This is a genomic window from Bradyrhizobium sp. 2TAF24, from assembly GCF_052115025.1.
Classification (GTDB): Bacteria; Pseudomonadota; Alphaproteobacteria; order Rhizobiales; family Xanthobacteraceae; genus Bradyrhizobium_A.
The window spans coordinates 237,635-264,480 of record NZ_JBFRFW010000002.1; the positions used below are offsets into that span (position 1 = coordinate 237,635).

Consider the following 26,846-nt stretch of genomic DNA (forward strand, 5'->3'; position numbering starts at 1 on the left):
CCAAAAGGAGCCGAGCGCATCATCTTATTCTTTCAAACCCTGAAACAGGACGTCGCGAGATGATTGTTTGGTCGCGGCGCCGCTGCGGCCATGACCGAATTCGATTTAGAGAGCGCCAAAGCACATGCCCCCGACGCAGACGAACGCCTGGTCGGAGCGAGGATCGGCATAGAACGTGGCAACGCCGTTTGCTGTCATGATCCGCGGCGCGCCCTGAACGGCGGTCACGCCGACCGGCAGCGCCACCGGCGTGGCGTTGGGGGCGAAGAGACGATCGATGATGGCGGAGTAGTTCAAAGCCGGCCGCGGCTGCACGATCAGATTGGCGCCGACATAGGTGAGCAGATAATTGGCCGAGGCAGCGACCGTGCCCTGGGTGATGGCGTAGCTGCCGACCAGCGAACTCGAATCCGCCGAGGTCGCCAGCGCGCCCGTCAGGATGTCGCCGTTGGCGAGGCCCGCGCCGCCGATGACATAGGTCAGCGCCGGGTTCGGCTCGCCATTGAACTTCGTTTTCACATCGGCAGTCACCGTGATCGGCCGTTGTGTCACGGTGAGCGTTGCACCGGTGAAGCCGGCCAGCGTGTAGTTGGCGGACGCCGCGAGGGAGCCCTGCGTGATGGCATAGCTGCCGACATTGCTGGTCGCGGTCGCCGACGTGAAGAGAGCGCCGGACAATGTGTCGCCGTTCACGAGGCCCATGCCGCCGATCGTGTAACTCAGGGAATTGGCGTCGCCATAGATGCGGCTCCGCGCATCCGCTGACACCGTGATCGTGCGTGGCGTCACGGCCAGCGCCGCCCCGGTGTAGGTCAGCGCGTAATTGGCCGAGGCCGCGAGCGACCCCTGGGTGATGGTATAGCCGCCCACGTTGCTGGTCGTCGTTGCTGGCGAGGCGAGGCTGCCGGACAGCGTGTCGCCGTTCACGAGGCCGGCGCCGCCGAGCGTGTAGGTAAAGGCAGGATTGGCGTCGCCATAGATGCGGCTCTTGGCATCCGCCGTCACCGTGATCGCCCTCGGCGTCACGGTCAGTGTCGCGCCGGTGTAGGTCAGCGCGTAGTTCGAAGAGGCCGCGAGCGAGCCCTGCGTAATGGCATAACCACCAATATTGCTGGCTACAGTCGCCGTCGAAGCGAGGCTGCCAGACAGCGTGTCGCCGTTGACCAGACCTCCGCCGCCGATGGCGTAGCTGAAGGCCGGATTGCCGTCGCCATAAGCCCGGCTCTGCGTGTCCGCCGTCACGGTGATGGCGCGCGGCGTGACCGACAGCGCGGTGGTGTTGCCAGCCGCCTGGGCGAACACGTAGTTCGCCGTGGCGGCGGTCAATCCCGAGCCTGTGATGTCGTAGCGGCCGACGCCCGAGGTGCTTGTGGCGCTGGTCGCGAACGTCAGGGTGCCGGTGACGGCCGTGGCCTGGGTATCGCCGTTGACGTAACCGATGACAGTGCCCGACAGCGCCGGGTTGGCGTCGCCATACTGCCGCGTCGCCGCATTGGCCGCATAGGTCAGGGTCGCCGGCGTGATGGTCAGCGTGTTGCCGGTGTAGGTGATGGCATAGTTCGGGTTGTTGGCGTTGGTGACGCTGCCCTGGCCGATGGCATAGCCGCCGCCGATCACGTTCTCACCGGCGGTGCGGCTCAGCAATCCTGACAGCGTGTCGCCGTTCGCGAGGCCATGGCCGCCGACCGTGTAGCTCAGCGCCGGATCGGCCGCGCCATAGACCTTGCTCTGCGCGTTGACCGTCACCGTGATGGGCCGCGGTGTCACGGTCAGATCCGCCGCCACATACGACACCGCGTAGTTCGACGACGCACTGAGCGATCCCTGCGCAATGCCATAAAGGCCGACGCCGGACGTCACGGTCGCTGACGTCGTCAGCGAACCGGAGAGCGTGTCGCCATTGACCAGGCCTGAACCGCCACCGGGCCCGCCGACCGAATACGTCAGGACCGGATTGGCATCCCCATAGTAGCGCGATTTCCCATCGGCGGTGATCGTGATCGGCCGCGCGGTGATGCTGAGATCGGCGCCGGCGAAGGTGATCGCGTAATTGGCGTTGGAGAGAGTTCCGCGCGTGATCCCATAGGCGCCGACACCAGAGGCCGTTGTCGCCGAGGTATCGAGCGATCCGTTCAAAGTGTCGCCGTTGACGAGGCCCAGACCCCCGACCGCATAGGTCAGCGCCGGATTGACATCTCCGTAGTATCGCGACTTCGCATCCGCCGTCACGGTGATCGCGCGCTGGTTCACCGTCAGCCGGCCGTCGTTGGCGAACCTGAATGCATATCCGCTCCGGCTGGTCAGCGTGCCCCGCGCGACGTCGATGGTGTAAGGCGAGCCGGCGACATTGGCCGTCGCGTCGGCGCCGGTCGATGTGACGCTGGCCATGCCGTAGTGCGCCGTCCCGGCGCTGTCGCCGAGATACACGCCGGCGATGCCGGCGTCATAGCCCGTGATCACGTAGTTGCCGGCGATCGCGGCGCTGGCATCCTCGCCATAGGTCTTGCTGGCGTCCGTCGAGGTGACGGTGAGGGTCCGCGTGGCGGAGAAGACGTAGCGGCTGCCAGCGAGCGGGACGCTGCCGGGCGCCAGCGTCGCAAAGGTGTTGCCGAAGATCGCTGTGCGGCCGCTGTCCAGATTGCCGAACGTGTCGCCGGCCGGATTGGCGGAATAGACCAGCCAGCGCCCGCGGGTCGCCGTCACCGCATCCGAGCCGCGATTGTTGATGAAGGCCCCGCTCGCCGCGAGCACCGGGCTGGTGCCGCTCACCGTCACGTCGGAGGCGATGGTGAGATCTCCGCCGGTCGAAACAGTCACTCCGCCGGATGTCGCGACTCCGCCGGTCGTCGCGCCCGTCGCATTCCCGAGCGAGCCGATGGTCAGGCTTCTGGTGTTGATGACGGTCAGGTCACCGGCATTGGCGGCCAGCGTGCCGACCTGGTTGCCTCCGGCATTGAGCGTGAAGGAGCCGGATCCGGTGAGCAGCAGCCCGCCGGCGGAAACGGCCGCGCTCTGCGTCACCGTGCCGCTGGACGACAGCGCCAGTGTTCCCGAGAGCGACAATGCCTGATCGAGGGCGAAGCTCGACGCCCCGCTGTCGATCTGGCGATTGGCGAGGGCTATACTGGATACTACGGTCGAGCCGACGGTCGTGCTGAACGCCGTGTTGAGGGCCGACAGCGAGCCGATCGAGCTGCCCGACGTGTCACGACGCCAGCCGTCGGTCAGATTGAGATTTGTCGTCAGTTGGCCAACAGCGCCGGTGCGGAACGCGATCGCGCCGCTCGAATCCGACGTCGAGGCGGCAATGCCGCTCCCGTTGGCGACCGTCCCCGCAGGCGCGAAGACATAGTAATAGCCGTTGACACCCGTCGACGCCGAACCCACGACCACGCCGCCATTGGTGACCGACACGGTCGTCTGCCAAGGAGAAACGCCGTTCTGCCGGGTGGCGTAGCCGGACACGGCCTGCACGCCGTTCGGGAAGAAGCTCTTGAGGTACGGATAAAGTCCGCTGGCGCCACCCGCGAATGCGCCGCCAAGGCCGCTTGCGCCGCCCGACTGGAATTGGGCCGTGGTCAGATCTTGGCCGCCCCCGCCCCTGCCGGTGGTGGAAGTGTCGGCATAGACATTGGTCAGCGCAAGACCGCTCCCCCCGCCGATCAGGCCGCCGGCGTACACGCCGGCGGAAGGGCCGGTCGCATAGCCGTTGGTCAGCGAACCGCCGTCGCCACGGCCGATCAGTCCGCCGGCATAATTTCCCGCCGCGGCGCCGGTGGCGAAGACATCACGGATGGTGCTGTTGGTCGCCCATCCGACAAGCCCGCCGTTCCTTACGCCGCCGCTGGACGACCCGGTCGCAAACGAATTCACGAGCAGGCTGCTGAACAGATCACCGATCAGCCCCCCGGCGCTTCCCCCAGAGACTGGTGTGGTAGCGTAGGCGTTGGCGACGACGCCACCGTTGTTGACTCTGGCGACCAGCGCGCCGCTGGAATAGCCTCCCGTCACCGAACCGCCGATCACGCCGATATCCCGCACGGTGCCGGTGAGATAGCCGAACAGCCCAGCATAAGTGCTGCTATTGATGGTCAGACCGGTAACGGTGTGACCAAGACCATCGAACGTACCGAAGAAACTGCCGACGATCGCGTTCGAATAGCTGCCGGTCGGACTGAGCGAATTTACCAGCGCATAGTTTCCGCTGCCATTGTTGATGCCGGCGAGGTCATCCATCGTGTAGAGCAGCTGATAGCTCTGGCCGTTAATCGACAGCGTGCCGCCGGCGCTCGCTGTTGCGGCGGAGCCGTCGGCGTTGACATAGGTCAGCGGCGCGCCGATCGCGAACGTCAAGTTCGTGGGGTCGCTCGCGTCGTAGCCGAGCGCCGCCGTGCTTGACCCCCGCATCGTGACCGGAGCGTTGATCCTGAGTGCTCCTGCACTGTTGAGCGTCAGGCTTCCGCCATCCTGGATGGTGATCGCGCTGGAGACGATGAGCGGCGCGCCCGATGTCGTGGTGCGCGCGGCAAAGCTGCTCGCATTGATCGCCTGGTCGACAGTGAAGCTCGCCCCCGTGGCGGTGATATCGTAGACGGTCGCCCCGTTGATGGCCGCGATCGCGGCCGCGTTGCCGCCTGCTGCTGCCGCGACGTTGGTCTTGACGTTGGACAGCAGCGTTGCCGACGTCGGCGCTGTCAGCCGCTGGCCGTAGAGATTGACGCCACCTTGGGACACAGCGCCGGTCGCCGTGGTCAGCGTGGCGGAATTCGCGTTGGAATAGCTGAGCAGGCTCTCGCCGTTGTACAGCGCGCCCGGCGCGAAGGCGAAATAGTAATAGCCGTTCGCGCCCGACGAGATCGTTCCGAGACTGGTGCCACCCGCGACGAGACCGATCGATGCGCCGGCGAGCCCGGTCGTGCCGCCGTCGGAATAGGCTGTTCCGGACACGACTTGCGGACCGCTCGGATAGAAATTCGACAGATAGGGATACAGCCCCGCACCCGCGCCCCAGACCGTGGACGACAATCCCGGCGGCAGAGCCCCCGACTGCAGGTCGGCCGTGGACAGGCCGCCTGCCTGCACCGCGCCGTTGACGTCGTAGCCTGCGGCGGCCGATGTGCCGCTGGTATGCGCGTTCCAATATAAGTCATAGCTGAGGCGAGGGGTGGCCGGCGCGACGTAACCGGCGATGCCGCCGACATACCCGCCGCTGCTGATCACCATGCCGGTGAACAGGCTTTGCTGGATCCCGCCGCCCTCGAGGCTGCCCACCAGACCGCCGACATACTGACCGGCGCTGACCATGCCTGATGCGACGCTGGTCTTGATCAGTCCGGTGTTCCGTCCGGCCAGGCCGCCGGCGTACTGTCCGCCCGTCGTCACATCGCCGGTGGCGAAGCTCGACTGGATCGTGCCCGTGTTGAAGCCGATGAGGCCGCCGACGTATTGCGAGCCATAGACGGTTGCGGAGGAGTAGCTGGTCTGCACCACGCCGCCGTTGTTGCTTCCGGCGAGGCCGCCGGTGGTGAGGTTGCCGTTCACCGAACCGCCGACCAGGCCGAAGTTCGACAGCGTGCCGAACAGCACCCCGATCATGCCGTTGTTGCTGAGGCCACCACCTATGTTCAGGTTCGAGACGGTGTGGCCGAGGCCGTCGAGCTTGCCGCCGAACCCGCCCATTAGTTGCTGATTGTAGGTGATCCCGCTGGCGTCGAGATTGGTGGCGAGCGCGTAGTTGCCGGTAATACCGGCGCCGTAGGTTGCGATCGTGGCGCCGGTCGTCGAATTGATGCCGTCGATGGCATCGAAATTGGCCATCGAATAGACCAGCGTGTACGTCGTGCCGTTCAGCTTGAACGTGCCGCCATTGTTGGTCGCGCCGTAATCGATCGAGGCGCCGCGCGCGAACGTAAGGCCGGTGGTGCTGACATCCGCGACCGGGGCGGCGGTGATGTTGACGGTGCCTGCGCCGGTGACGCTGATGGTCTTGTTGACCTGGACGCCGCCGCTGGCGTTGAGGAGCAAAGTGCCGGAACCATTGAGGGTCACGGGCGCATTGACGACGACATTATGAGCGGCGTTCAGCGTCAACATCGTGCCGGACGACCAGGCAACTGGGGCCACGACGGTGATATCACCGGCCTGCGATCCCCCCGACCCCGTCGTCACGTTGACATTACCGAATCCCAGCGCCGCTTGCAGCGTGCCGACATTGATGATGCTGTCATTGCCGGTTGCGGAAAAGCCTGACGTATCGGCGCCATTCGAGATGATGACGTTGTAGGGATCGAGCAGCAGGGTGCCGAAGCTGCCCTTCGTCGCGGAGAGGTCCGTGAGGCCGGTATAGCCGAGCTTCGCCTTGCCCGAGACTTCCGCCTCGCCGCCATTGCCACCATCGGCGCCGCCGCGAGCGGAGATTCTGCCGGCGAAGTTGGTCTGGACATCCGACCACACCACCACATTGCCGCCGTTGCCGATGCCGGTGGCGTCGGCCTTGATGGTGCTGGCGGCATCGATGGACGTGGTCTGCGCACGCTGCAGCGTGCCGCGGCCCTGGCGGTCGCCACCGACCCTGACATTGCCGCCACCGGTCTTGCCGGAGGCATCGAGCCGGGCGCCGGCGAGCGTGATGTCCTTGCCGGTCACCGTGATCGTGCCGCCCCTGGCCTTGCGCGACGCCGTCGTGAGCTTGCCGCTGACCGTGACCTGCCCACCCTCGCCGCCGCCGATCTCGATCGCGCCGGTTCTGCCGCCGATCGAGCGTGCCTGCACCTGCCCGGAGATGTTGACGGCATTGCGCGCGGCCTCGCGCGCGGTCGCCGCGCTGATGATCACGGCGCCGCCGTCGGCCTTGATGGTGCCGGAGCTTTCGACCATCGCGCCGGAGGTCTTGGCGTTGGTTGGCGCTGCGACCTGCAGGAAGCCGTCGCCGGAGAAGTCGAGCGTCGCCTGCTCGCCGGAACCGAGCCCGACCTTGCCGAGCGGCACATGGATATTGCCGCTGTTCGACACGGTGCCGCCGATCAGGGCCATATAGCCGCCGCGTCCCACCGAGATGGTGCCGGCGTTGCTGACCGGCGCCGACGCGCCATTGCCGCTAAACGAGCGCTTGCCGTTCATGAAATCGGCATCGGAGATGCCGAGCGTCGAGGCCACGAAGCCGCCGCCGGTGTTGACGGTGCCGCTCGAGGTGATGGCGATGCCGTTGGGATTGACGAGGTAGACCTGGCCGTTGGCGGTCAGCGAGCCCGCGATGCTCGACGGCGTGTTGCCGGTGACACGATTGAGGATCGCCGATGACGCGTTGGGCTGGTTGATGTTGACTGCATAACCCTGGCTGATCGAAAAGCTCTGCCAGTTAACCACCGCGCTCTGGCTGCTCTGGTTGATCGTCAGCGTCGATGCCGACGACTGCGACACGCTGGCGCTGCCCGCCGCGACACTGCCGCCGGTTGGCAGGTTCTGCGCCGAGGCCGCGGTGGCGAGAGCCGGTGCCGTCAGGGCCGTGGTGGCGAGCAGCAACGCCAGCCGCCGCGGCCTGAGCCGGAACCGCAGGGAAGCTGTCACGACTGCCGAACGCATCGCGCGCCTCTCAAAACCGGAATGCGGATGTGACGACGACGCGCTGGTTGCTCGCCGCGGTGTTGCTCTGGCCATGGCCGTATTCGATCGCCAGCGTGCCGTTGCTCAGCGTCCCCGGCACGGCGCCGCCGAAGCGCACGCCGCCGCCATAGGCGCTGGCGCGGGTGACGGCCTGTTCCAGCGACGTCGGATTGACCTGGCGCACCTCGCCATAGGCGCCGAACACATAGGGCATCGCGACCACGCCGAACGGCACGTTCTGGATCGGCAGCGTCCAGGGCGAGATGATCTCGCCGCGCGCCACGAAACCGCTGTCGCCGATGATCGATCCCGTATCGAACGCCGATAGGCCGCCGGCATCGGCGATGCCGAACCGTTCGCTGGCGAGCAGCGGCTCGCCGAACGACGTCTGTCCGCGCAGCCCGACACTGACCGCAAGGTGCTCCATGAACGACTGATAGTAGTTCAGCGAGGCTTCGAGCTTCTGGAACTGGGCATCGGCGCCGTTGCGCGACAGCGGCAACACCGGCGTAGCATCGCTGAGACCGCGCGCGCCCAGCCCGTTGACCCCGAACGACGCCTTGACGCGCCCGCTCAGCGTCGCACCCCACGGCGCGTAGTAATCTGCCTCCTGGGTGAAGCGGACGATCCGCAGCCGGTCCTGCGACAGCGGCACGGGATTGGCGCCGACGAACAGGCTGTTGGTTTCGCTCTGGGCGTCGAACGCCAGTTCCTGGCTGTAGTTGAGCATCCGGCTGCGCAGCCACGAATAGCGCAGGCGCAGCGACAGGCGGTCGAACACGTCCGTCGACGCCACGTTCGACTGCGGCAGCGGCGTCGTCCGCGACTGGGTGTATTCCGGATTGAATGTCAGCCCGTCGATGAACACCGGGACCACCACGCCCGCCGCCAGCGAGCGGTTGCGCGGATAGCGACCGAAGAAGTCGCCGTCCTCGGGATGGCCGTTGGCGCGCAGGTAGACCAGCTCGCCGAGACCGGCGACGCTGTTGAGATCGACGCCTGCGCCCCAGAACGTGCGCCCGAGGGCCCTGGACAGCGAGTTGTCGAACGATACCACGCCGCTGACCGGCTGGTACTTGGCGTCGATGACGAGCACCGTCGCGCCCTGGCCCTCGCCGGGCGCCAGCGTCGAGCGCAGGATCACGCCCGGCGTGTCGCCGGCCAGCAGCAGCGCGCGCTCGATCTGGCGCTGCGTGACCTGGTCCCTGCCGCGCAGCGGCTCCAGCAGCGTGGCGATGCGGCCGCGCACCCGCTCCGGAACGTCCTTGAGCTCGATGCGCTGGATGTAGCCACTGACCACCAGGAGCCGCAGCCGGCTACCGTCGACCAGCTTCTGCGGTGGCAGGATGACGCGCGCCAGCACATAGCCCGCCGCGGCATAGGCCGCCTCGAGATCGCGCGCGGCAGCGAATATCTCGGCACCCGAAACCGATCGACCCGACAGCTTCGCCTCCAGCGCCGCGGTGGCGCTCCTCAGCTCGGCGAGGCCGCCTTCGACCCGCACGCCTGCGAGCTTCACGAACAGCTTCTCGGCGCCCGCGGGCGTGCCGAGGCCTGGCCCGCCGTTCAGCGAAAAGCCACCGGGCCGCTCCAGATCCGGCCGAAAGCTTGGCGGCGTGATCTGGGACGCGGTCTGGGCCTGCGCCGGCATCGCGGCGGACATCGCCAGCGCAACCCCGGCGAGGAGCGCAGCGATCCGGCCGCCATGCTGCGGGGCGAGGGCCGGCGATCCCGGGGCATCGGGACGGACCCGGCCAGCGGATTCGCCGGAGCGCACGGTGCGCAGCATCAGCAACGACAAGACTTCGCCCTCACAATCCAACGTCCACGAGCGAAGGGATGGCGAACATCCAGCCCGCCGGTGGTCCGGCAAGAGGCGGCTCGCTCTGTCGACGCTTCGCACGCGTTTTTTGTGCTTTGATTGGCGGATTTTGTCTTCTCAACCGGTGCAAGCCAACGGGCGCACAGGGCAATTTCAGAAAATATCAGATCCTCTGAATCTCACATAAGAATCGATATTCGCTGTGTTTTTCGCCGCAAGCGAGGCTTCGCGACGCCCTCGCGTGAATGCCCCGGAAGAAGGCCGAAATCGCGGGTGATCAGTAGTCGACCCGCATCAGATAAAGCCCCTCCGGCGGGGCCACGGGGCCGCAGGCGGCACGGTCGCGCGCGTCGAGCGCCGCCTTAAGGTCGGCGGGGCTCCAGCGCCCCTCGCCGACCCACACCAGCGACCCAACCATCGAGCGAACCTGGCTGTGCAGGAACGAACGCGCCGACGTCACGATACTGACATGGTCGCCCTCGCGGATCACGTCGAGCTGGTCGAGCGTTCTGTCCGGCGACTTCGCCTGGCATTCGGTATCGCGGAAGGTGGTGAAGTCGTGTTTGCCGACCAGCGCCTGGGCAGCCAGATGCATGGCCGCGGTGTCGAGCGGCTTCGGTACCCGCCAGGCAAAGCCGAAGTCGAGCGCGAGATCAGCCCGCCGGTTGATGATGCGATAGAGGTAATGGCGCTTGATCGCCGAGAACCGCGCCTCGAAATCATCCGCCACGCGCTCGGCCGCCAGCACGCCGACCGGCTTCGGCCGCAGGTGGGCGTTGAGGCCGTCGCGCACCACGTCGGTACGGAAGTCGCGCGACAGATCGACATGGGCAACCTGCCCCCTGGCATGCACGCCAGCGTCGGTGCGGCCGGCGCCATGCACCCGCACCTCCTCGCCGCTCAGCGCCTTCACTGCGGCCTCCAGCACCCCCTGCACCGAGGGATGGTCGTCCTGCACCTGCCAACCGCGGAACGGCCGGCCGTCATATTCGACGGTGAGCTTGTAGCGCGGCATCAGGCGGCCCCCAGCCTCTCGAACGCTGCAGCATAGGCGATGCGTCCCCGGTCGGGCGCGCCCGACGCCAGTGCCAGCGCCTGGAAATAAGGCCCGGCATAGTCGCAGGCGAATCCCGCAGCCGACGCCGCGGAATAGCCGAAGCGGCCATAATAGGCGGGATCGCCGAGCACGAACGCAATGGTCTCCCCGCGCGACTGCAGCCGCTGATGCCCGTCCTCGATCAGCGCCTGGGCAATGCCCTTGCACCGATACGCGGCATCGACCGCGATCGGCGCGAGGCTTGCGCCGGCGATGCGCTGGCCGTCGTGAAGGATCCACAGCCGCGAGAAGGCCACATGCCCCACCAGCACGCCGTCCTGCTCGGCAACCAGCGACAGCTGCAGGTCGCCGTCGTCCCGCAGCCGGTCGACCAGATCCGCCTCCGCCGGCGCGCCGAACGCATCGCGCAGAATGCGCTGGATCACGACGCGGTCCGAGGCGGTTTCAGGCCGGATGTTCATGGCAGTTTCAGCCCGGGCCGCACCGGCGTGCCGCGCAGGAAGACGTCCGCCTTCATCGGCTGCTTGCCGGCGCGCTGCAGGTCCAGGATCCGGATCGCGCCATCGCCGCAGGCGATCGTCAACTGATCGTCCAGCACCGTCCCTGCCACGCCGGAGCCGGCGGCCGGCGCGCAGCGCAGCACCTTGACGCGCACCACTTCGCCCTCGAGCGGCATCTCGCACCAGGCGCCGGGAAACGGCGACAGGCCGTGGCAGTGCCGCAGCACTTCGTGCGCCGGGCGGCGCCAATCGATCCGCGCCTCGGCTTTGTCGATCTTGGCGGCGTAGGTGACACCCTCGCTCTTCTGCGGCGTCACCTGCAGCGTGCCGCGCGCGAGCGCGCCCATCGCCCGGCCCATCAGGTCGGCGCCGATTCGCGCCAGCTGGTCGTGCAGGTCGGTGGCGGTCATCGCATCGGTGACGGCGACGCGTTCGGCCATGGCGACGTCACCGGTATCGAGGCCGACGTCCATCTTCATCACCATGACGCCGCTCTCGCTATCCCCGGCCATGATCGCGCGGTTGATCGGCGCGGCGCCGCGCCAGCGCGGCAACAGCGAGGCGTGCAGGTTGAAGCAGCCGAGCGGCACCGCCTCCAGGATCGCCTGTGGCAGGATCAGCCCATAGGCCAACACCACCGCGGCGTCGGCGCCGAAAGCACTGAACGCCGCCTGGGCGTCCTCGGTCTTCAACGTCTTCGGCGTCAGCACGGCAAGACCGAGCCGCCGCGCTTCGCGCTCGACCGGTGTCACCTGCTCCTTCATGCCGCGGCCAGCCGGCTTCGGCGCCCGGGTGTAGACGGCAACGATGTCGTGGCCTTGCGCCACCAGTTCCAGCAGCGTCGGCACCGCGAAATCGGGCGTGCCCATGAAAATCAGGCGCAGGGACATGGTGGGGCCTTGCTAGGTTCGCACGCGGACAAGGGGAAAGCGCCGGCCAGCCCGAGACGGCGGACCATGCGGGGCGGCCTCAGCCAATCGCCCGCTGCTTCGCCGCCTTGGTGAACTTCTTCATCACGCGGTCGCGCTTGAGCTTCGACAGATAGTCGACGAACAGCACGCCGTTGAGATGGTCGATCTCGTGCTGGATGCAGGTGGCGAACAGGCCGGTCGCCTCTTCATCATGCACCTTGCCGTCGAGATCCAGGTAACGGATGCGCACCGTGGCGGGCCGCTCGACCTCTTCGTAGTATTCGGGAATCGACAGGCAGCCTTCCTCGTAGACCGAGAGTTCCTCGGACACCGAGAGGATCTCCGGGTTGATGAAGACCCGCGGCTGTTTCTGCTCGTCGTCCTTCTTCGACAGATCCATGGTGATCAGCCGCACGGGCTCGGCGATCTGGATCGCCGCCAGCCCGATACCGGGGGCGTCGTACATGGTCTCGAGCATGTCGTCCGCGAGCTTGCGCACCTGCGGCGTGACTTTTTCGATCGGCTTCGACACCAGGCGAAGCTGCTTGTCGGGAAGAATGATGATTTCACGAATGGCCATGGCGCGCGATGTAATCCGGGCTCCCGCCGCGGTCAATTGCGGGGCCGCAAAAGCAGCCCCGGCGGAGCGCACTCGATATTTACCATTGATTAACCATGAATTTTAACCGGTCCTTCATCAAAAATGTTCCCTCTTCGTTCGCATTCAAGGCCGAATCGAGCTAGAAAAGCCGTATGAACGAGATCCTGTTTGTCATCGACGGCACGCCGGTCCGCGCCGGCCTCGCCCTCCTGGTGTTCGGCATGCTGGTTGTGGCCATGCTGCTGGTCATCGCCATCGTGATCGCGCGTGGCAGCGGGCGCAGCCAGGCAACGGCCATGGCCCAGGCGATTCGCGCCGACGAACTGGAGGAGCGCGTGGCACAACTGCTGCGCGTCCAGACCGAGGCCCACGGGCGGATCGATGCCATGGGGCAATCCCTCGCCGGCCGGCAGGCCGAAATGGCGCGGGCGGTCAGCGAGCGGCTGGATGCAGTCGGCCATCGCGTCGGCCAGTCCATGGAACAGACCACGCGCCACACCGCGGAAAGCCTGCGCGTGCTGCACGAGCGCCTCGGCATCATCGACAGCGCCCACAAGAACCTGACCGAGCTGACCACCCAGGTGACGACGCTGCGCGACGTGCTCGCCAACAAGCAGGCCCGCGGCGCCTTCGGCCAGGCGCGCATGGAAGCCATCGTGCAGGACGGCCTGCCGAAGGGTGCCTACGAGTTCCAGCACACGCTCTCCACCGGCAAGCGGCCGGACTGCGTCGTCTACCTGCCCGACCAGCGCCCGCTGTGCATCGACGCCAAGTTCCCGCTGGAATCGGTGACCGCGCTACGCGAGGCCCGCAGCGAGGAGGAAAAGAAGCAGGCGGCGCAGCGCCTGCGCCAGGATGTGATGAAGCATGTCGGCGATATCGCCGACAAATATCTCATCGCCGGCGAGACCCAGGATACCGCGCTGATGTTCGTGCCGTCGGAGTCGGTTTATGCCGAGATCCACGACGGTTTTGACGACATCGTGCAGAAGGCCTATCGCGCCCGCGTCGTGCTGGTGTCGCCGTCGCTGCTGATGCTGGCGATCCAGGTGATGCAGCAGATCCTCAAGGACGCGCGGATGCGCGACGCCGCCGACCAGATCCGCACCGAAGTCATGAACATGATGAGCGATGTCGAGCGCCTGCGGGACCGCGTCAGCAGGCTGGGCGCCCATTTCGACCAGGTCAGCGAGGACGTCCGCCAGGTCCTGATCTCGGTCAACAAGATCGGCAAGCGCGCCGCCAAGATCGAGGAGCTCGACTTCTCCTCTCCCACCGAGAACGACGCACCGGCATCCAAGGCCGCGCCGGAGCTGTTCGCTGTGCCGCCTCCCTCCCGCAAGGTGCGCGCCGGCGAATGACCACGCGCCATACGGTCCCTTGACGGGGCCGCATAGGACGCGTGTCCTTGGCGACCAATGCCATCCGCCGCTGCCCCTCCCGGAGTTCGCATGACGCCCTATGACCGCCTCGCCGCACTCGGACTGACCCTGCCCAAGGCCGCGCCGGCCGCCGCCAACTACCTGCCGTTCCTGCGCCATGGCAACGACCTCTACATCGCGGGCCAAGGCCCATTCGACGCCGCCGGACACCTGCATACCGGCAAGGTCGGGCGCGACCTGACCGTCGAGCAGGCCTACGAGCATGCGCGGCTCACCGGCCTCAACGTGCTGGCGCAGGTCCACGCCGCGACCGGCGATCTCGGCCGCGTCGTGCAGGTGGTCAAGGTGCTCGGCATGGTCAACGCCACCGAGGATTTCAGGGATCACCCCGGGGTGGTCAACGGCTGTTCCGACCTGTTCGTCGCGGTGTTCGGTGACGCCGGCCGGCACCCCCGCTCCGCCGTCGGCATGAGCTCGCTGCCGATGGGCCTGAGCGTCGAAGTCGAGGCGATCTTCGCGATCCGCTAGGCCGCCGGCGGCCGGTTCGCCGCATTGGCCCTCGCCCGCCAAATCAGATAGGGGGAAGGACGATGACCGCCGCCCCCGAGGACACTGTGAAGCCGCCCGCCGCGCGCGCATCATGGCGCGAGACGCTCGCGGTCTATCTGCAACCGCGCGTGCTGGTGGTGCTGTTCCTCGGCTTCTCGTCAGGCCTGCCCCTGGCGCTATCCGCGTCTACCCTGCAGATCTGGATGCGCGAGGCCGGCATCGACCTCGGCGCCATCGGCCTGCTGACGCTGGTCGGCACGCCCTACACGCTGAAGTTCATCTGGGCGCCGCTGGTCGACGCACTGCGGGTTCCGGTGCTGGGCAACCTGCTGGGCCGTCGCCGCGGCTGGCTGGTGCTGTCGCAATTGCTGCTGATCGTCGCGATCCTGCTGCTCGCGCTCGCCGACCCCGGCCGTTCGCCGTTCTACGCGGCAGTCGCCGCCCTGCTGGTCGCCACCGCCTCCGCGACGCAGGACATCGTCGTCGACGCTTTCCGCGTCGAGAGCCTGCCGGAAAGCGAGCAGGCGGCCGGCATGGCGGCCTATGTCGCGGCCTATCGCATCGGCATGCTGGTGTCGACGGCCGGCGTGCTGTTCCTGGTGAGCGGCCTGCAGGGCATCGGCCTCGACGCCAATCCGGCCTGGAAATGGGGCTATGTCATCATGGCCGCCACGGTGCTGATCGGCACGGTGACGGCACTGCTCGCGACCGAACCCGAGCAGTCCGCGCGCTCGGAGGCGGCACTCGGCCACGGCAGCGGCCTGATGCGGGTGCTCGTCGCGGCCCGCGGCGCGTTCGGTGAATTTCTCGGCCGCAAGGACGCGATCGCCGTTCTCGCTTTTGTCGTGCTGTTCAAGTTCACCGACGCGTTCTCCGGCGCCATGACGGCGCCGTTCGTGATCGACCTCGGCTTCAGCAAGGCCGACTATGCCGCGATCGTCAAAGGCGTCGGCCTCGCCGCCACGCTGATCGGCGGCTTCGCCGGAGGCTTCGTCGCCCGCGCCTACTCGCTGCCGGTCAGCCTGTGGATCGGCGGTGCGGTACAGGCGATCGCCAACCTGTCGTTCTCATGGCTCGCAGCGGTCGGCGTCAATCACTACGCACTGGCGCTGGCAATCACTGCCGAGAACTTCACCAGCGCCATCGGCACTGTGATCTTCGTCGCCTACCTCTCGGCGCTGTGCAAGAGCCCGCTGCATACCGCCACGCAGTACGCGCTGCTGACGGCGCTGGCTGCGATCGGGCGCACCTACCTGTCCGCCGGCGCGGGCTACGTCGCCAAGGCGACGGGCTGGCCGCTGTTCTTCGTAATCTGCGTGCTGGTGGCCATCCCGAGCCTTGTGCTGCTGACATGGCTGCAGCGGCGCGGGCATTTCGAAACGCTCGGGCGACGCGCATAAAGAGATTTCCATCAATGCGATCCGCCCCCCTGAGGTGCGCGCGAAGTGAGCCTCGAAGGGCGACGGCCCGAGCGGCAGCTTCGTGGACCGCTCATCCTTCGAGGCGCGCAAGGGCGCGCACCTCAGGATGACGGATGAAGGCTCAATGCCGGATGAAAGCTCATGACGCGAGGAACTTTCGCCGCCGTCAATGGCTGGTGACCAGGCTCCACTTCGACACGATGGCGTCGCTCATCTGGCCGGCAAGCTCGGCGCACGACACTTCATCGGCCTTGATCGACACCTGCTTGCCGATGAAAGCCTTCAGACGGCTCGCCTCGGCGTCGTTGCTGGTCACGATCTGGAACGTCTCCGGCCCGGTCTCGAGATTGCACAGGCCGTTCGGCCCCGGCAGCCGGCGCGGCTCGGTCACGAGTTGGAAGGTGTTGACCCGCTTGCCCTTGGCATCGCGGTTGCGCATCGCCCGCAGCTCGCCCGACAGCACGCCGCCCGACTTGAGCGCCTGCTGCGCGGATACCTCCACCGACATGCCCATCAGCGCGAGGACAAACACGACGGAAGCGAGGACGGCGTTCGTCAGTTTCAGCAGCATGGCAACCAGGTCTCGTTTCCGTTCGGTGGTGACGGGATGAAGAATGACGGCGCGATGGCGCGCGGAGGACTTCAGAACAAGGTCCGCTGCCGCATCGCCGCCGACAGGGTTCCTTCGTCGAGATAGTCGAGCTCGCCACCGACTGGCACGCCATGCGCAAGCCGCGTGATCCGCACCTCGGCCTCCTGCATCAGATCGGTGATGTAGTGCGCGGTTGTCTGGCCATCCACGGTGGCGTTGAGGGCGAGCACGATTTCAGTCACCTGCTTGTCGTGAGCGCGCCCGACCAGCGCGTCGATGGTCAGATCCTGCGGGCCGACCCCGTCCAGCGGCGACAGCGTGCCGCCGAGCACGTGATAGCGGCCCTGCGTGGCATGAGCACGTTCCAGCGCCCACAGATCGGCAACGTCGGCGACCACGACGATGATCGACGAATCCCGCCGCGGATCGGTGCAGACCGAACATGGATTTTGTGTGTCGATGTTGCCGCAGGTCTTGCAGACCTGAATGCGGTCCATCGCCACCTGCAGCGCCGACGTCAGCGGCGCCATCAGCGCTTCACGCTTCTTGATCAGGTGCAGCGCCGCGCGGCGCGCCGACCGCGGGCCGAGGCCCGGCAATCGCGCCAGCAGCTGAATCAGACGTTCGATCTCGGGACCGGCAACCGCACTCGGCATAACAGGCTCTTCAGAGGTCAGACACGGATCGAACGAGCGCTCAGGTCAGCCCCAGGCCCGGCGGCAGCGGCAGCCCGCCGGTCAGCGCCTTCATCTTTTCCTGCACCGCCGCCTCCGCCTTGCGGCGCGCATCGTTGAGGGCGGCGACAATGAGATCCTCGATCATCTCGCGATCTTCGGGCTTGATCAGCGACGGATCGATCTTGATCGCCTTGACCTCCATCTTTGCGGTCATGCGGGCTGCGACGAGGCCGCCGCCGGCAATGCCTTCGACCTCGGTCTGCTCGAGCTCGTCCTGCATCGCCTTCATCTTCGATTGCAGCTGCGCGGCCTGCTTCATCATGCCGAGAAAGTCAGCCATGGGATCCTCTTCGTGACTGGTGCGGGACGACTGATCCCGCGACGTGATCAAAGATCTGAAAAACGAACGTTAGTCGTCGTCATCCTCGCCGTCGAACGGCTCGGTCGCGTCCTCGGCACCGGCGCTCGGCTGCGGCGCAGGCGCGTGACGCACCTCGATAATTTTCGTGCCGGGAAACCGGCTCAGCACCGCCTGCACACGGGGATCGGCCTCGGCCGCACGCTCGCGCTCGCTTCGGATCATCTCGCGCTGGGTGCGCAGCGTCGGCTCGCCCTCGGCGTTCGAGACGATGACCACCCAGCGCCGCTCGGTCCACGCTTCCAGCTTGCGCTGCAGCTCGTTGGGCAGGCCGCGCGGCGCGTTCGGCTCGAGCGCGATCTCCAGCCGGCCGTCGTCGAGACGGACGAAGCGCACATCGCGCTCCAGCGTCTTCTGCAGCAGGATGTCGCGTTTGCCGACGTAATTCACGACCTCCGGAAAACTGCGCAAGCTGACCACGGGCGGCGCCTGTACGTTCGGCACCGGCGGCGTCACCAGTTGCGGGCGCGGCGTGCCGTCGCCGCTGGCGCGCGCCATCGCGACACCGCCCTGAGGGGCAGGTGTCGCCGCGCGCAGCACAGCAGCTGGCGTCATGCCGATCTGCGCGCTCGCGCCGCCACCCGACGGGCTCGCTGCGCCACGCGCGCCACCACCCGAGGCGACCGGCGAACCGCCGCCGTTCTGCTCGATCATCCGGATCGCTTCGTCCGGCGTCGGCAGGTCGGCGACATAGGCGATGCGCACCAGCACCATTTCCGCGGCGGCCTGCGGCCGCGTCGCGGCCTGCACCTCGGCAATGCCCTTGAGCAGCATCTGCCACATCCGCGACAGTACCCGCATCGACAATTTGGCGGCAAACTCGCGGCCGCGCGTACGCTCGGTTTCGCCGAGCGCGAGGTTGTCGGCGGTGGCCGGCACCACCTTGATGCGGGTGATGAAGTTGACGAACTCGGCAAGGTCGCTCAACACCACCACCGGGTCGGCGCCGGTGTCGTACTGATCACGGAATTCCTTGAAGGCGCTGGCGATGTCGCCGCGCGCCAGCGCCTCGAACAGGTCGATCACGCGGGTGCGGTCGGCGAGGCCGAGCATCTGGCGCACGTCCTCGGCGCGCACCACGCCGGCGGCATGGGCGATGGCCTGGTCGAGCAGCGACAGCGAATCACGCACCGAGCCCTCCGCGGCGCGGGCAATCGCCGCCAGCGCCTCCGGCTCGATCTGCACCTCCTCCTTCGCGGCAATGTTGCCGAGATGGGTCATCAGCACATCGGCATCGACCCGCCTCAGGTCGAAGCGCTGGCAGCGCGACAGCACGGTGACCGGAACCTTGCGGATTTCCGTGGTCGCGAACACGAACTTGGCGTGCTCCGGCGGCTCCTCCAGCGTCTTGAGGAAGGCGTTGAACGCCTTCTCCGACAGCATGTGGACTTCGTCGATGATGTAGACCTTGTAGCGGGCGCTGGACGGCGCATAGCGCACGCCGTCGGTGATCTGGCGCACATCGTCGATGCCGGTGTGCGATGCGGCGTCCATCTCCAGCACGTCGATGTGACGGCTTTCCATGATCGCCTGGCAATGCACGCCCGGCGTCGGCATGTGGATGGTCGGCCCGGTGACCGAGCCGTCCGCCAGCGTGTAGTTGAGCGCGCGCGCCAGGATGCGAGCGGTGGTGGTCTTGCCGACCCCGCGGACGCCGGTCAGAATCCAGGCCTGCGGGATGCGCCCGGCTTCGAACGCGTTCGAGACCGTCCGCACCATGGCCTCCTGGCCGATCAGGTCGGTGAAGGTGGTCGGCCGGTACTTGCGGGCGAGAACGCGGTAGCCGCGCGGGGCCACGGAGCTGGAACCGGCCTGATCGTTCGTGTCGGCTCCGGAGGGTCCAGCATCAGCCATCGAACGATCCGCGTAAAAGTGGTCTCTGAGTGATCCGAGCCCCCGCTTGTCCAGGGATCGCGACGATCGGCGGTTACCGCGAGCGGCGCCACGCGTCGCGGGCCTTGGGGGGCATTTCGGACCAGACGGGCGGGCCTTTGGCCGAAAAACCGCTACGGCGGGGGTTTATCAAAGGTGGGAGACTGACGAGCGACCCGATCCGGTTCTCGTTAGGGCTGCTTCCTTCCGGACCTGACCCGGTTGGCGAGTGGCTCGTCCACCGCCAATCTCCCACCCCTATTTGGCGCCAAAGCGGGCGGAAAGCAAGCGCGGTGCAACAACTTCTGCTAGGGTCCGCGGCAGGATCTCGATTGGAAATCGCATGCCTGCCGCCTGGTCGCTCCACCCCCAGCTCGAAAAAGACACCATCAACGTCGGCGACCTGCCGCTCAGCCGGGTGCTGGTGATCCAGGACGCCAACTATCCCTGGTTGTTGCTGGTGCCACGCCGTCCGGACGTGGTCGAGATCATCGATCTCGACGAGGTGGAGCAGGCACAATTGATGACAGAGGTGACCCGCGTCGCCCGCGTGTTGAAAGACGTCACCAAATGCGACAAGTTGAACATCGCGGCGCTGGGCAATGTGGTGCCGCAGCTTCATGTCCACATCATCGCGCGACGGAGCACTGATGCGGCCTGGCCCAGGCCGGTCTGGGGCGCGACCCAGCCCCTCAAGCATGACCCGCAGGAGGTTGCGGACTTCATCAGTGCGCTTCGACGCAAAATCTGGCTCGGCTGACCGTCAATGACAATCACGAACGCGACATTCCCGGTGGGCGCACCGGGATTCTCCACGCATCCGATCGATCGTGCGGCCCACCTGCGCGAGGACGTCGACAAGCTGCTCGCCCTCGAAGATCACAGCCACGCCCGTGCCTATGTGGTGCACCGTGATTCGCTGTTGATTCGTCGCAATGGCGGCTCACCGACCGCCCTGCTCACGCTGGAGGAGGCGCGTGCCTACGGCGCCAATCCCGGCACCGTGTTTCTTGGGTTGAGCGACGGCAAGCCGGTGTTCGGCATGGGCATTGCGGCAAACTCGGTCGAAGCGCTGCTGACCCATGAGGAGGTCGCGGTCAACGACCTGCGCGGCGCGATCACGCAAGGGCTGCTGCCGGTGCACGAGCTCTCCACCATCGCGATGGCGAAGGCGCTGGTCGGCTGGCATCAGCGCCATGGCTTCTGCGCCAATTGCGGCCAGCGCAGCGTGATGGCGAGCGGCGGCTGGCGCCGCGATTGCCCGAACTGCAAGACCCAGCACTTTCCGCGCACCGACCCGGTCGTGATCATGCTGGTGACCGACGGCGAGCGCTGCCTGCTCGGCCGCCAGTCGCAATTCCCGGCCGGGATGTGGTCGTGCCTTGCCGGCTTCGTCGAGATCGCCGAGACCATCGAGGACGCGGTGCGCCGCGAGGTGCTGGAGGAAGCCGGCATCCAGTGCACCGACATCGCTTACTACCGCGCCCAGCCCTGGCCTTATCCGTCGTCGCTGATGATCGGATGCACCGCGCGCGCCACCACCACCGACATCGTGGTGGACAAGACCGAGCTCGAGGATGCACGCTGGTTCGATCGCGCGGAGGCGGCACTGATGCTCAAGCGCGAACACCCGGACGGCAAGCTCGGCCCGCATCCCGTGGCCATCGCCTACCACCTGCTGGCGCAGTGGGTGAACGCCGCCGCCTGACGCGACCGCAGCTTGCGACGTCGCGGGCAAGGATGACGATGATCACTGCCGATCGCCCCTCGCCGCTCATCCTTTGCGTCGGCATGCCGGTGCGCGACCTGGTGTTGCGCATCGACACGCTGCCGTCACCCGGCCGCAAGATCCGGGCCAGCGAGTTCGACCAGATCTGCGGCGGCAACGCGCCGAACGCCGCGGTCGCGATCGCGCGGCTGGGTGGGCGCGTGCGTCTGACCGGACCGGTTGGCGAATCGACCGCCGACACGCAGCCTGTTTTCGCCCTGCTCGACCGCGAAGGCATCGACCTCAGCCACATGGTGCATGTGCCCGGAGCCACGACACCGGTCTCCAGCATCATGATCGACGCCGCCGGTGAACGTACGGTGGTGACCTATCGCGATCCAAAACTCTGGAACGTCATCCTGCCCGAGGCGGACACGCTGCTCGACGGTGTCGATGCCGTGCTCACCGAAAGCCGCTGCTCCGACTTCGTCGCCCCGTTGTGCCGGCAGGCGCGCCGGCGCGGCCTGCCTGTAGTGCTCGATGCTGATCGGGTGATGACGCTGGATGAAGAGGTGCTGGCGCTATCGACCCACGTCATCTTCTCGGCGGAAGCCCTGCACGCAACCGCCGGCAGCGACGACTTTGCCGACGCGCTGGCGCGCATCGCCGGCCTCACGCCGGCCTTCCTTGGCGTCACCCGCGGCGCCGATGGCGTCGACTGGCTCGACGCACAGCACCGGCTCCAGCGCGTGCCGTCGTTCCCGATCACCCCCATCGACACACTGGGCGCGGGCGACGTGTTCCATGGCGCCTTCACCCTGGCCATCGCGGAAGGACAGTCGATCACGCGCGCCCTGCGCTTCGGTTCCGCCGCGGCCGCCCTCAAATGCGCCCGCTTCGGCAGCGCTTTTGCCACACCGCAACGTCTTGAAGTTGAAGCTCTTTTAGCCGACGCCTGAATGGCGTAACGCGCCCGGACGCGCTCCAGCCGCAGAGGCCTTGCGCGAGAAGAATTTTCTATATATGAGGTAGATTATCCCAATTATTGGAAAAAAGTTCTTCGTCATGACTGACCTGGCCATCGCCACCCCAGACACCCACCGCCGGCTCGATGCCATCGACCGCAAGATCCTGACCGTGCTGCAGGACGACGCCTCCCTGTCCGTCGCCGAGATCGGCGATCGCGTCGGCCTGTCCTCGACCCCCTGCTGGAAGCGCATCCAGCGCCTCGAGGCCGAGGGCATCATCCTGCGCCGCGTCGCCCTCGTCGACCAGAACAAGATCGGGCTCGGCATCTCGGTGTTCGTCTCGATCGAGAGCGGCGACCACTCCGAGGCCTGGCTCAAGAAGTTCGCCGACGCCGTCAGCGCCATGCCGGAAGTGATGGAGTTCTACCGCATGGCCGGCGACGTCGATTACATGCTGCGTGTCGTCGTCGCGGACATGCAGAGCTACGACGTCTTCTACAAGAAGCTGATCAGCTCGGTGCCGCTGAAGAACGTCACCTCGCGCTTCGCCATGGAGAAGATCAAGTCGGTGACGGCCCTGCCGGTGCCGCCGGTCAGTGCCGCCTGACCGCCACGGCGCCCGCCGACCGGCGGGCGCGGCCGTCACGCGAACAGGTGGACAGCACCGAGGCTCATCAGCAGCAACAGCAGCAGCGACAGCGTGACAGCCGCGGTCACCTTGCCGCCGACCCGGCCGAGCACGCGCACATCGACACCGAGCCCGAGCGCGGCCATCGACACCACCGTCAGAAAGCCCGCGATCTTGGTGATCGGCGCGATCGCCGCATCGGGCACCAGTTCCAGCGAGCGCAGCGCCGCGAACGCCAGGAAGCCGAGAATAAACCATGGCACGAGGCGGAACAGCGACAGCCGCTTCGGCACAGCCTCATCCGCGCTCTCGCCGCGCAAGGCGCGGCCGAACAGCGAGAAGCCGACCACGACCGGACCGAGCATCAGCACCCGCACCAGCTTCACCAGCGTACCGACCTGGGTGCTGACGAGGCCCGCCGGCACAGTGGCCGCCAGCACTTGCGGCACAGCATAAACCGTCAGCCCCGAAAGGATGCCGTACTGGTTCGCCGACAGCCTGAGCAGCGGAATCAGCAGCGGCAGCCCCAGCACCATCAGCACACCGAGCACCGCGGTGAACGAAATCGATGACGCGATGTCCTCGCCGTCGGCGCCGATCACCGGCGCCACCGCGGCAATGGCCGAGTTGCCGCAGATCGAATTGCCGCAGGCGATCAGGATCGACAGGCGGGTCGGCAACCCCAGCGCCCGCGCAATGACATAGCTCGTGGCAATGGCGACGATGACGATCGCCACGATCACCCCGATCAGCAGCAGGCCGGACGCGGCGACCGCCGCGAAACTGATCGACGCGCCCAGCAGCATCACCGCGAGCTCCAGCAGTTGCTTGGCGCTGAAGGCCACCCCTGCGCGCCAGCGCGCCGACGGCTCCCACGCCGTCCGCAGCGCCGCCCCCAGCAGGATGGCGATGACCAGGGCCTCGACATAGGGATGCGCGAGGCTGAGAGTTTCGACCTCCTGCAGGCCCAACGAAACCAGCGTCACCGCGAGGCAAAGTACGACGCCTGGCAACAGGCCGGCGAGGGATCGGATCCTGCGGTTCCAGCCATTGTCCGAGGGAACGGGCGGCTTGAGGGCGTTTGGCACTTCGATCTCCAGATTTGGAAGATTTTATGCGCCAATCAGCCATTGAAAGATAATATCTTTTCCTCTTAGGCCGATAGAGAAAAGTAATGCCCCTGAACCTGCACTTGCTCCGCCTGTTTGCCACCGTCGCACGGGCCGGCAGCTTCTCCCGGGCGGCGGAGATCCTGCACCTCAGCCAGCCGGCCATCTCCAAGGGCGTCCGCGACTTCGAGGAGCAGGTCGGCTGCCGGCTGCTGGACCGCGAACCCAAGGGCGTGCGGCCGACCGCCGAGGGACTGGCACTGGCGCGTCATGCCGAAACGCTGTTCGCGGCGGAACGCGCCGCCGAGGAAGAGCTGCGCGCGGTGCGCAACCTCGACAGCGGCACCCTGAGAGTCGGCGCCAGCACCACCATTGCCACCTACATGATCGCTGACGGCCTCGCCCGCTTCCACCGCAGCCATCCCAACATCGATCTGCACCTCGTCATCGCCAACACCCGTGACATCGCCGATCTGATGCTTGGCCACGAAATCGAGATCGCGCTGGTCGAGGGTCCGGTGGAGGACGACAAGCTCCTCGCACGCGCCTGGCGCAACGACGTCATGGAGTTGATCGTGGGGCGGGATCACCCCTTCGCCGCCGCGCGCCAGCCGCTCGATCGCGCCCGGCTCGCCGAGGAGATCCTGATCCTGCGCGAGCCCGGATCGGGCAGCCGCGAGGTCGTCGCGCAGGCGCTCGCCACCCACGGAATCGCGCCGGCGCGCACACTGGAAATCGGCAGCACGGAGGCCATCAAGCAGGCTGTTGCCGCCGGGTTCGGCGTCTCGATCGTCTCCACCGCCACCGTGGCCGACCAGGTGCAGCTCGGCAAACTGCGGCAGGTGCCGATCGACGGCGTCCATATCGCACGCACGCTCTGGCAGCTCGATATGCCGGGCCGGGTTCAGATGCCGGCTGCGCGCGCATTCGAGCGGCTGATTCAGCCGCCGGCAGATGCGGCCGCGGCCAGCAACGGCGCCTGACGGCGCGGATCGCAGAGGATCAGGAGAGGACGCCGGCGACCACGCCGTGCAGGTAGGCAACCGCGGCATCGAAGCGGAACGCGACTTCCGGATGGAAGTAGGCGGCCCGCGCCGCGACAATCACCGCAACCAGCGACCAAAACACCAGGTTGCCGCTGCGTGCCAGCCACGCACCGGCAGGCCGCCGATCGACGGCGATCGCGGCAGGAACGGGCTCCCCGAAAGGATCAAAACTGGTCTGCGGCATGAGTTGCTCAGGGCGTTGAAATCACACGTATTATCTCGTTTGCCGGGGGCGCGGTGCAATGGATGCATCGCTGCGATTTTCGCGCCGAAGCTAGCTGTTCCTTCTTTGAAAACCGCCCACCGGAGAACTTCCTTTTCCAGCCGCTTTCGGCGGCCCTCACCCCTCGGTTTCCCCAAGTCGAGACGCTCTCGCCTGCAAGCCGGCAAAAAAGGCTCCGCCCGCAGCCGCGGACGGAGCCTTGAAGCACACCTGCGGAGGCCAGGCCCTTCCGCTCAGATCTTCTGGTTGTACTCACCAACCTCGGGATGCGTACGCAACACCGAATCCATCGCCTCGAACATGTCCCGCATGCGCTGCTCAGACACCGGGCTCTCGACCACCACGACGAGCTCCGGCTTGTTGGATGAGGCGCGCACGAGGCCCCAGCTGCCGTCCTCGACAGTGACGCGCACGCCGTTCACCGTGACGAGATCGCGGATGGCCTGGCCCGCCACCTTGGCGCCCTTGGCCTTGGCGTCCTCGAAATGCCTGACCACCTTGTCGACGATACCGTACTTGGTCTCGTCGGCGCAGTGCGGCGACATGGTCGGCGACGACCAGGTCTTGGGCAGCGCGTCCTTGAGATCGGACATCGTCTTGTCGCCGGCGCGATCGAGCATCTCGCAGATCGCGATCGCCGACACGAGACCGTCGTCATAGCCGCGGCCGACCGGCGCATTGAAGAAGAAGTGGCCGGACTTCTCGAAACCCGCGAGCGCCTTCAGCTCGTGGGTGCGGCGCTTCATGTAGGAGTGGCCGGTCTTCCAGTAAGTTGTGGTCGCGCCCTGCTTCTGCAGCACCGGATCGGTGACGAACAGCCCCGTCGACTTCACGTCGACGACGAACTGCGCGTTCTTGTGCAACGCCGACATGTCGCGCGCCAGCAGCACGCCGACCTTGTCGGCGAAGATCTCCTCGCCGGTATTGTCGACGACGCCGCAGCGGTCGCCGTCGCCATCGAAGCCGAGGCCCACATCGGCCTTGTGCTGGAGCACTGCGTCGCGGATGGCGTGCAGCATCTCCATGTCTTCGGGGTTCGGGTTGTATTTCGGGAAGGTGTGGTCGAGCTCGACGTCGAGCGGGATCACCTCGCAGCCGATCGCCTCCATCACCTTGGGCGCGAAAGCGCCCGCGGTGCCGTTGCCGGCGGCGACCACCACCTTGAGCTTGCGCTTCAGCTTGGGGCGATTGGTGAGGTCGGCGATGTAGCGTGCCGGGAAGTTCTCATGGAACTGATACGAGCCGCCGCTGCCGGTCCTGAAGTCGGCATTCAGCACGATCTCCTTGAGACGCGTCATCTCATCGGGACCGAAGGTCAGCGGTCGGTTGGCGCCCATCTTCACGCCGGTCCAGCCGTTGTCGTTGTGGGACGCCGTAACCATCGCCACGCAGGGCACGTCGAGGTCGAACTGGGCGAAGTAGGCCATCGGCGTTACCGCCAGACCGATGTCGTGGACCTTGCAGCCGGCGGCGAGCAGGCCGGAGATCAGGGCGTACTTGATCGAGGCCGAGTAGCCGCGGAAATCGTGGCCGGTGACGATCTCCTGCTTCTGGCCGAGCTCGGCGATCAGGGTGCCGAGGCCCATGCCCAGCGCCTGAATGCCCATCAGGTTGATTTCCTTGCTGAACAGCCAGCGCGCGTCGTACTCGCGGAACCCGGTCGCCTTCACCATCGGCTCGGATTCGTAGGCATAGGTGTTCGGGGTCAGCGCGGCTTTCGGCTTCGGAAACATCAAAAAGGCCTCGTCATCGGGGAAAGG

General features: G+C 66.7%; 21 protein-coding genes and 1 other RNA gene. 8 read left to right on the top strand and 14 right to left on the bottom strand.

Annotation, left to right across the window (positions count from 1 at the left end):
• Positions 1–105: 105 nt before the first annotated feature.
• From AB4Z37_RS04365 to def, 6 genes are all read right to left on the bottom strand, one after another.
• Positions 106–7,581 carry an MBG domain-containing protein gene (locus AB4Z37_RS04365; protein WP_441515458.1) on the bottom strand — a complete coding sequence of 2,492 codons (7,476 nt, stop codon included), beginning with the start codon at positions 7,579–7,581 and terminating at the stop codon, positions 106–108.
• Positions 7,582–7,591: 10 nt separating this feature from the next.
• Positions 7,592–9,403, bottom strand: a complete 1,812-nt coding sequence (locus AB4Z37_RS04370) for a ShlB/FhaC/HecB family hemolysin secretion/activation protein (protein ID WP_441515459.1) — start codon at positions 9,401–9,403, stop codon at positions 7,592–7,594.
• A 298-nt stretch (positions 9,404–9,701) separates the two neighbouring features.
• Complete coding sequence (gene truA / locus AB4Z37_RS04375) at positions 9,702–10,439, bottom strand: tRNA pseudouridine(38-40) synthase TruA (RefSeq protein WP_441515460.1); 738 nt, start codon at positions 10,437–10,439, stop codon at positions 9,702–9,704.
• Complete coding sequence (locus AB4Z37_RS04380; RefSeq protein ID WP_441515461.1) at positions 10,439–10,942, bottom strand: GNAT family N-acetyltransferase; 504 nt, start codon at positions 10,940–10,942, stop codon at positions 10,439–10,441. Before AB4Z37_RS04380 ends, truA begins: the two co-directional genes overlap by 1 nt.
• Entirely contained in the window at positions 10,939–11,871 is a 933-nt protein-coding gene (gene fmt / locus AB4Z37_RS04385) for a methionyl-tRNA formyltransferase (protein WP_441515462.1), read from the bottom strand. The genes AB4Z37_RS04380 and fmt overlap by 4 nt, the downstream gene beginning before the upstream one ends.
• A gap of 79 nt (positions 11,872–11,950) precedes the next feature.
• Positions 11,951–12,472 (bottom strand): peptide deformylase, encoded by a 522-nt coding sequence (gene def, locus AB4Z37_RS04390; protein WP_441515463.1) that lies wholly within the window; start codon positions 12,470–12,472, stop codon positions 11,951–11,953.
• 173 nt (positions 12,473–12,645) lie between these two features.
• Between def and AB4Z37_RS04395 the strand changes: the two genes are divergently transcribed.
• The 3 genes from AB4Z37_RS04395 (at position 12,646) to AB4Z37_RS04405 (ending at position 15,824) form a co-directional block, all read left to right on the top strand.
• On the top strand, positions 12,646–13,854 hold the full coding sequence (locus AB4Z37_RS04395) for a DNA recombination protein RmuC (protein ID WP_441515464.1): 1,209 nt from the start codon (positions 12,646–12,648) through the stop codon (positions 13,852–13,854).
• Positions 13,855–13,944: 90 nt separating this feature from the next.
• Positions 13,945–14,403 (top strand): RidA family protein, encoded by a 459-nt coding sequence (locus AB4Z37_RS04400; RefSeq protein WP_441515465.1) that lies wholly within the window; start codon positions 13,945–13,947, stop codon positions 14,401–14,403.
• Positions 14,404–14,465: 62 nt separating this feature from the next.
• On the top strand, positions 14,466–15,824 hold the full coding sequence (locus AB4Z37_RS04405) for an AmpG family muropeptide MFS transporter (RefSeq protein ID WP_441515466.1): 1,359 nt from the start codon (positions 14,466–14,468) through the stop codon (positions 15,822–15,824).
• 187 nt (positions 15,825–16,011) lie between these two features.
• On the opposite strand, the gene AB4Z37_RS04410 is transcribed toward AB4Z37_RS04405, so the two are convergent.
• From AB4Z37_RS04410 to ffs, 5 genes are all read right to left on the bottom strand, one after another.
• Complete coding sequence (locus AB4Z37_RS04410; RefSeq protein WP_441515770.1) at positions 16,012–16,359, bottom strand: hypothetical protein; 348 nt, start codon at positions 16,357–16,359, stop codon at positions 16,012–16,014.
• A 128-nt stretch (positions 16,360–16,487) separates the two neighbouring features.
• Entirely contained in the window at positions 16,488–17,093 is a 606-nt protein-coding gene (gene recR / locus AB4Z37_RS04415) for a recombination mediator RecR (RefSeq protein WP_211967464.1), read from the bottom strand.
• 40 nt (positions 17,094–17,133) lie between these two features.
• Complete coding sequence (locus AB4Z37_RS04420) at positions 17,134–17,454, bottom strand: YbaB/EbfC family nucleoid-associated protein (RefSeq protein ID WP_441515467.1); 321 nt, start codon at positions 17,452–17,454, stop codon at positions 17,134–17,136.
• A 69-nt stretch (positions 17,455–17,523) separates the two neighbouring features.
• Positions 17,524–19,386: a DNA polymerase III subunit gamma/tau gene (locus AB4Z37_RS04425; RefSeq protein ID WP_441515468.1), complete on the bottom strand. Its 1,863-nt coding sequence runs from the start codon at positions 19,384–19,386 to the stop codon at positions 17,524–17,526.
• A gap of 177 nt (positions 19,387–19,563) precedes the next feature.
• Positions 19,564–19,654: signal recognition particle sRNA small type (gene ffs / locus AB4Z37_RS04430), an RNA gene on the bottom strand.
• 93 nt (positions 19,655–19,747) lie between these two features.
• On the opposite strand from ffs, the gene AB4Z37_RS04435 reads away from it, so the two are divergent.
• The 4 genes from AB4Z37_RS04435 (at position 19,748) to AB4Z37_RS04450 (ending at position 22,687) form a co-directional block, all read left to right on the top strand.
• Positions 19,748–20,164: an HIT domain-containing protein gene (locus AB4Z37_RS04435; protein WP_441515469.1), complete on the top strand. Its 417-nt coding sequence runs from the start codon at positions 19,748–19,750 to the stop codon at positions 20,162–20,164.
• A 6-nt stretch (positions 20,165–20,170) separates the two neighbouring features.
• A complete protein-coding gene (nudC, locus tag AB4Z37_RS04440) occupies positions 20,171–21,112 on the top strand; it encodes an NAD(+) diphosphatase (protein WP_441515470.1) in 942 nt (313 codons plus the stop codon).
• Positions 21,113–21,150: 38 nt separating this feature from the next.
• Entirely contained in the window at positions 21,151–22,071 is a 921-nt protein-coding gene (locus AB4Z37_RS04445) for a sugar kinase (protein ID WP_441515771.1), read from the top strand.
• Positions 22,072–22,177: 106 nt separating this feature from the next.
• Entirely contained in the window at positions 22,178–22,687 is a 510-nt protein-coding gene (locus tag AB4Z37_RS04450) for an Lrp/AsnC family transcriptional regulator (RefSeq protein ID WP_441515471.1), read from the top strand.
• Between the two features lie 35 nt (positions 22,688–22,722).
• Here AB4Z37_RS04450 and AB4Z37_RS04455 read toward each other — a convergent pair whose 3' ends face one another.
• Positions 22,723–23,796 (bottom strand): YeiH family protein, encoded by a 1,074-nt coding sequence (locus AB4Z37_RS04455; RefSeq protein WP_441515472.1) that lies wholly within the window; start codon positions 23,794–23,796, stop codon positions 22,723–22,725.
• Positions 23,797–23,882: 86 nt separating this feature from the next.
• On the opposite strand from AB4Z37_RS04455, the gene AB4Z37_RS04460 reads away from it, so the two are divergent.
• Complete coding sequence (locus tag AB4Z37_RS04460) at positions 23,883–24,800, top strand: LysR family transcriptional regulator (protein ID WP_441515473.1); 918 nt, start codon at positions 23,883–23,885, stop codon at positions 24,798–24,800.
• A gap of 19 nt (positions 24,801–24,819) precedes the next feature.
• Here AB4Z37_RS04460 and AB4Z37_RS04465 read toward each other — a convergent pair whose 3' ends face one another.
• Both AB4Z37_RS04465 and AB4Z37_RS04470 read right to left on the bottom strand, forming a co-directional pair.
• Entirely contained in the window at positions 24,820–25,047 is a 228-nt protein-coding gene (locus AB4Z37_RS04465) for a hypothetical protein (protein ID WP_441515474.1), read from the bottom strand.
• A 272-nt stretch (positions 25,048–25,319) separates the two neighbouring features.
• On the bottom strand, positions 25,320–26,819 hold the full coding sequence (locus AB4Z37_RS04470) for a phosphomannomutase/phosphoglucomutase (protein WP_441515475.1): 1,500 nt from the start codon (positions 26,817–26,819) through the stop codon (positions 25,320–25,322).
• Positions 26,820–26,846 lie beyond the last annotated feature (27 nt).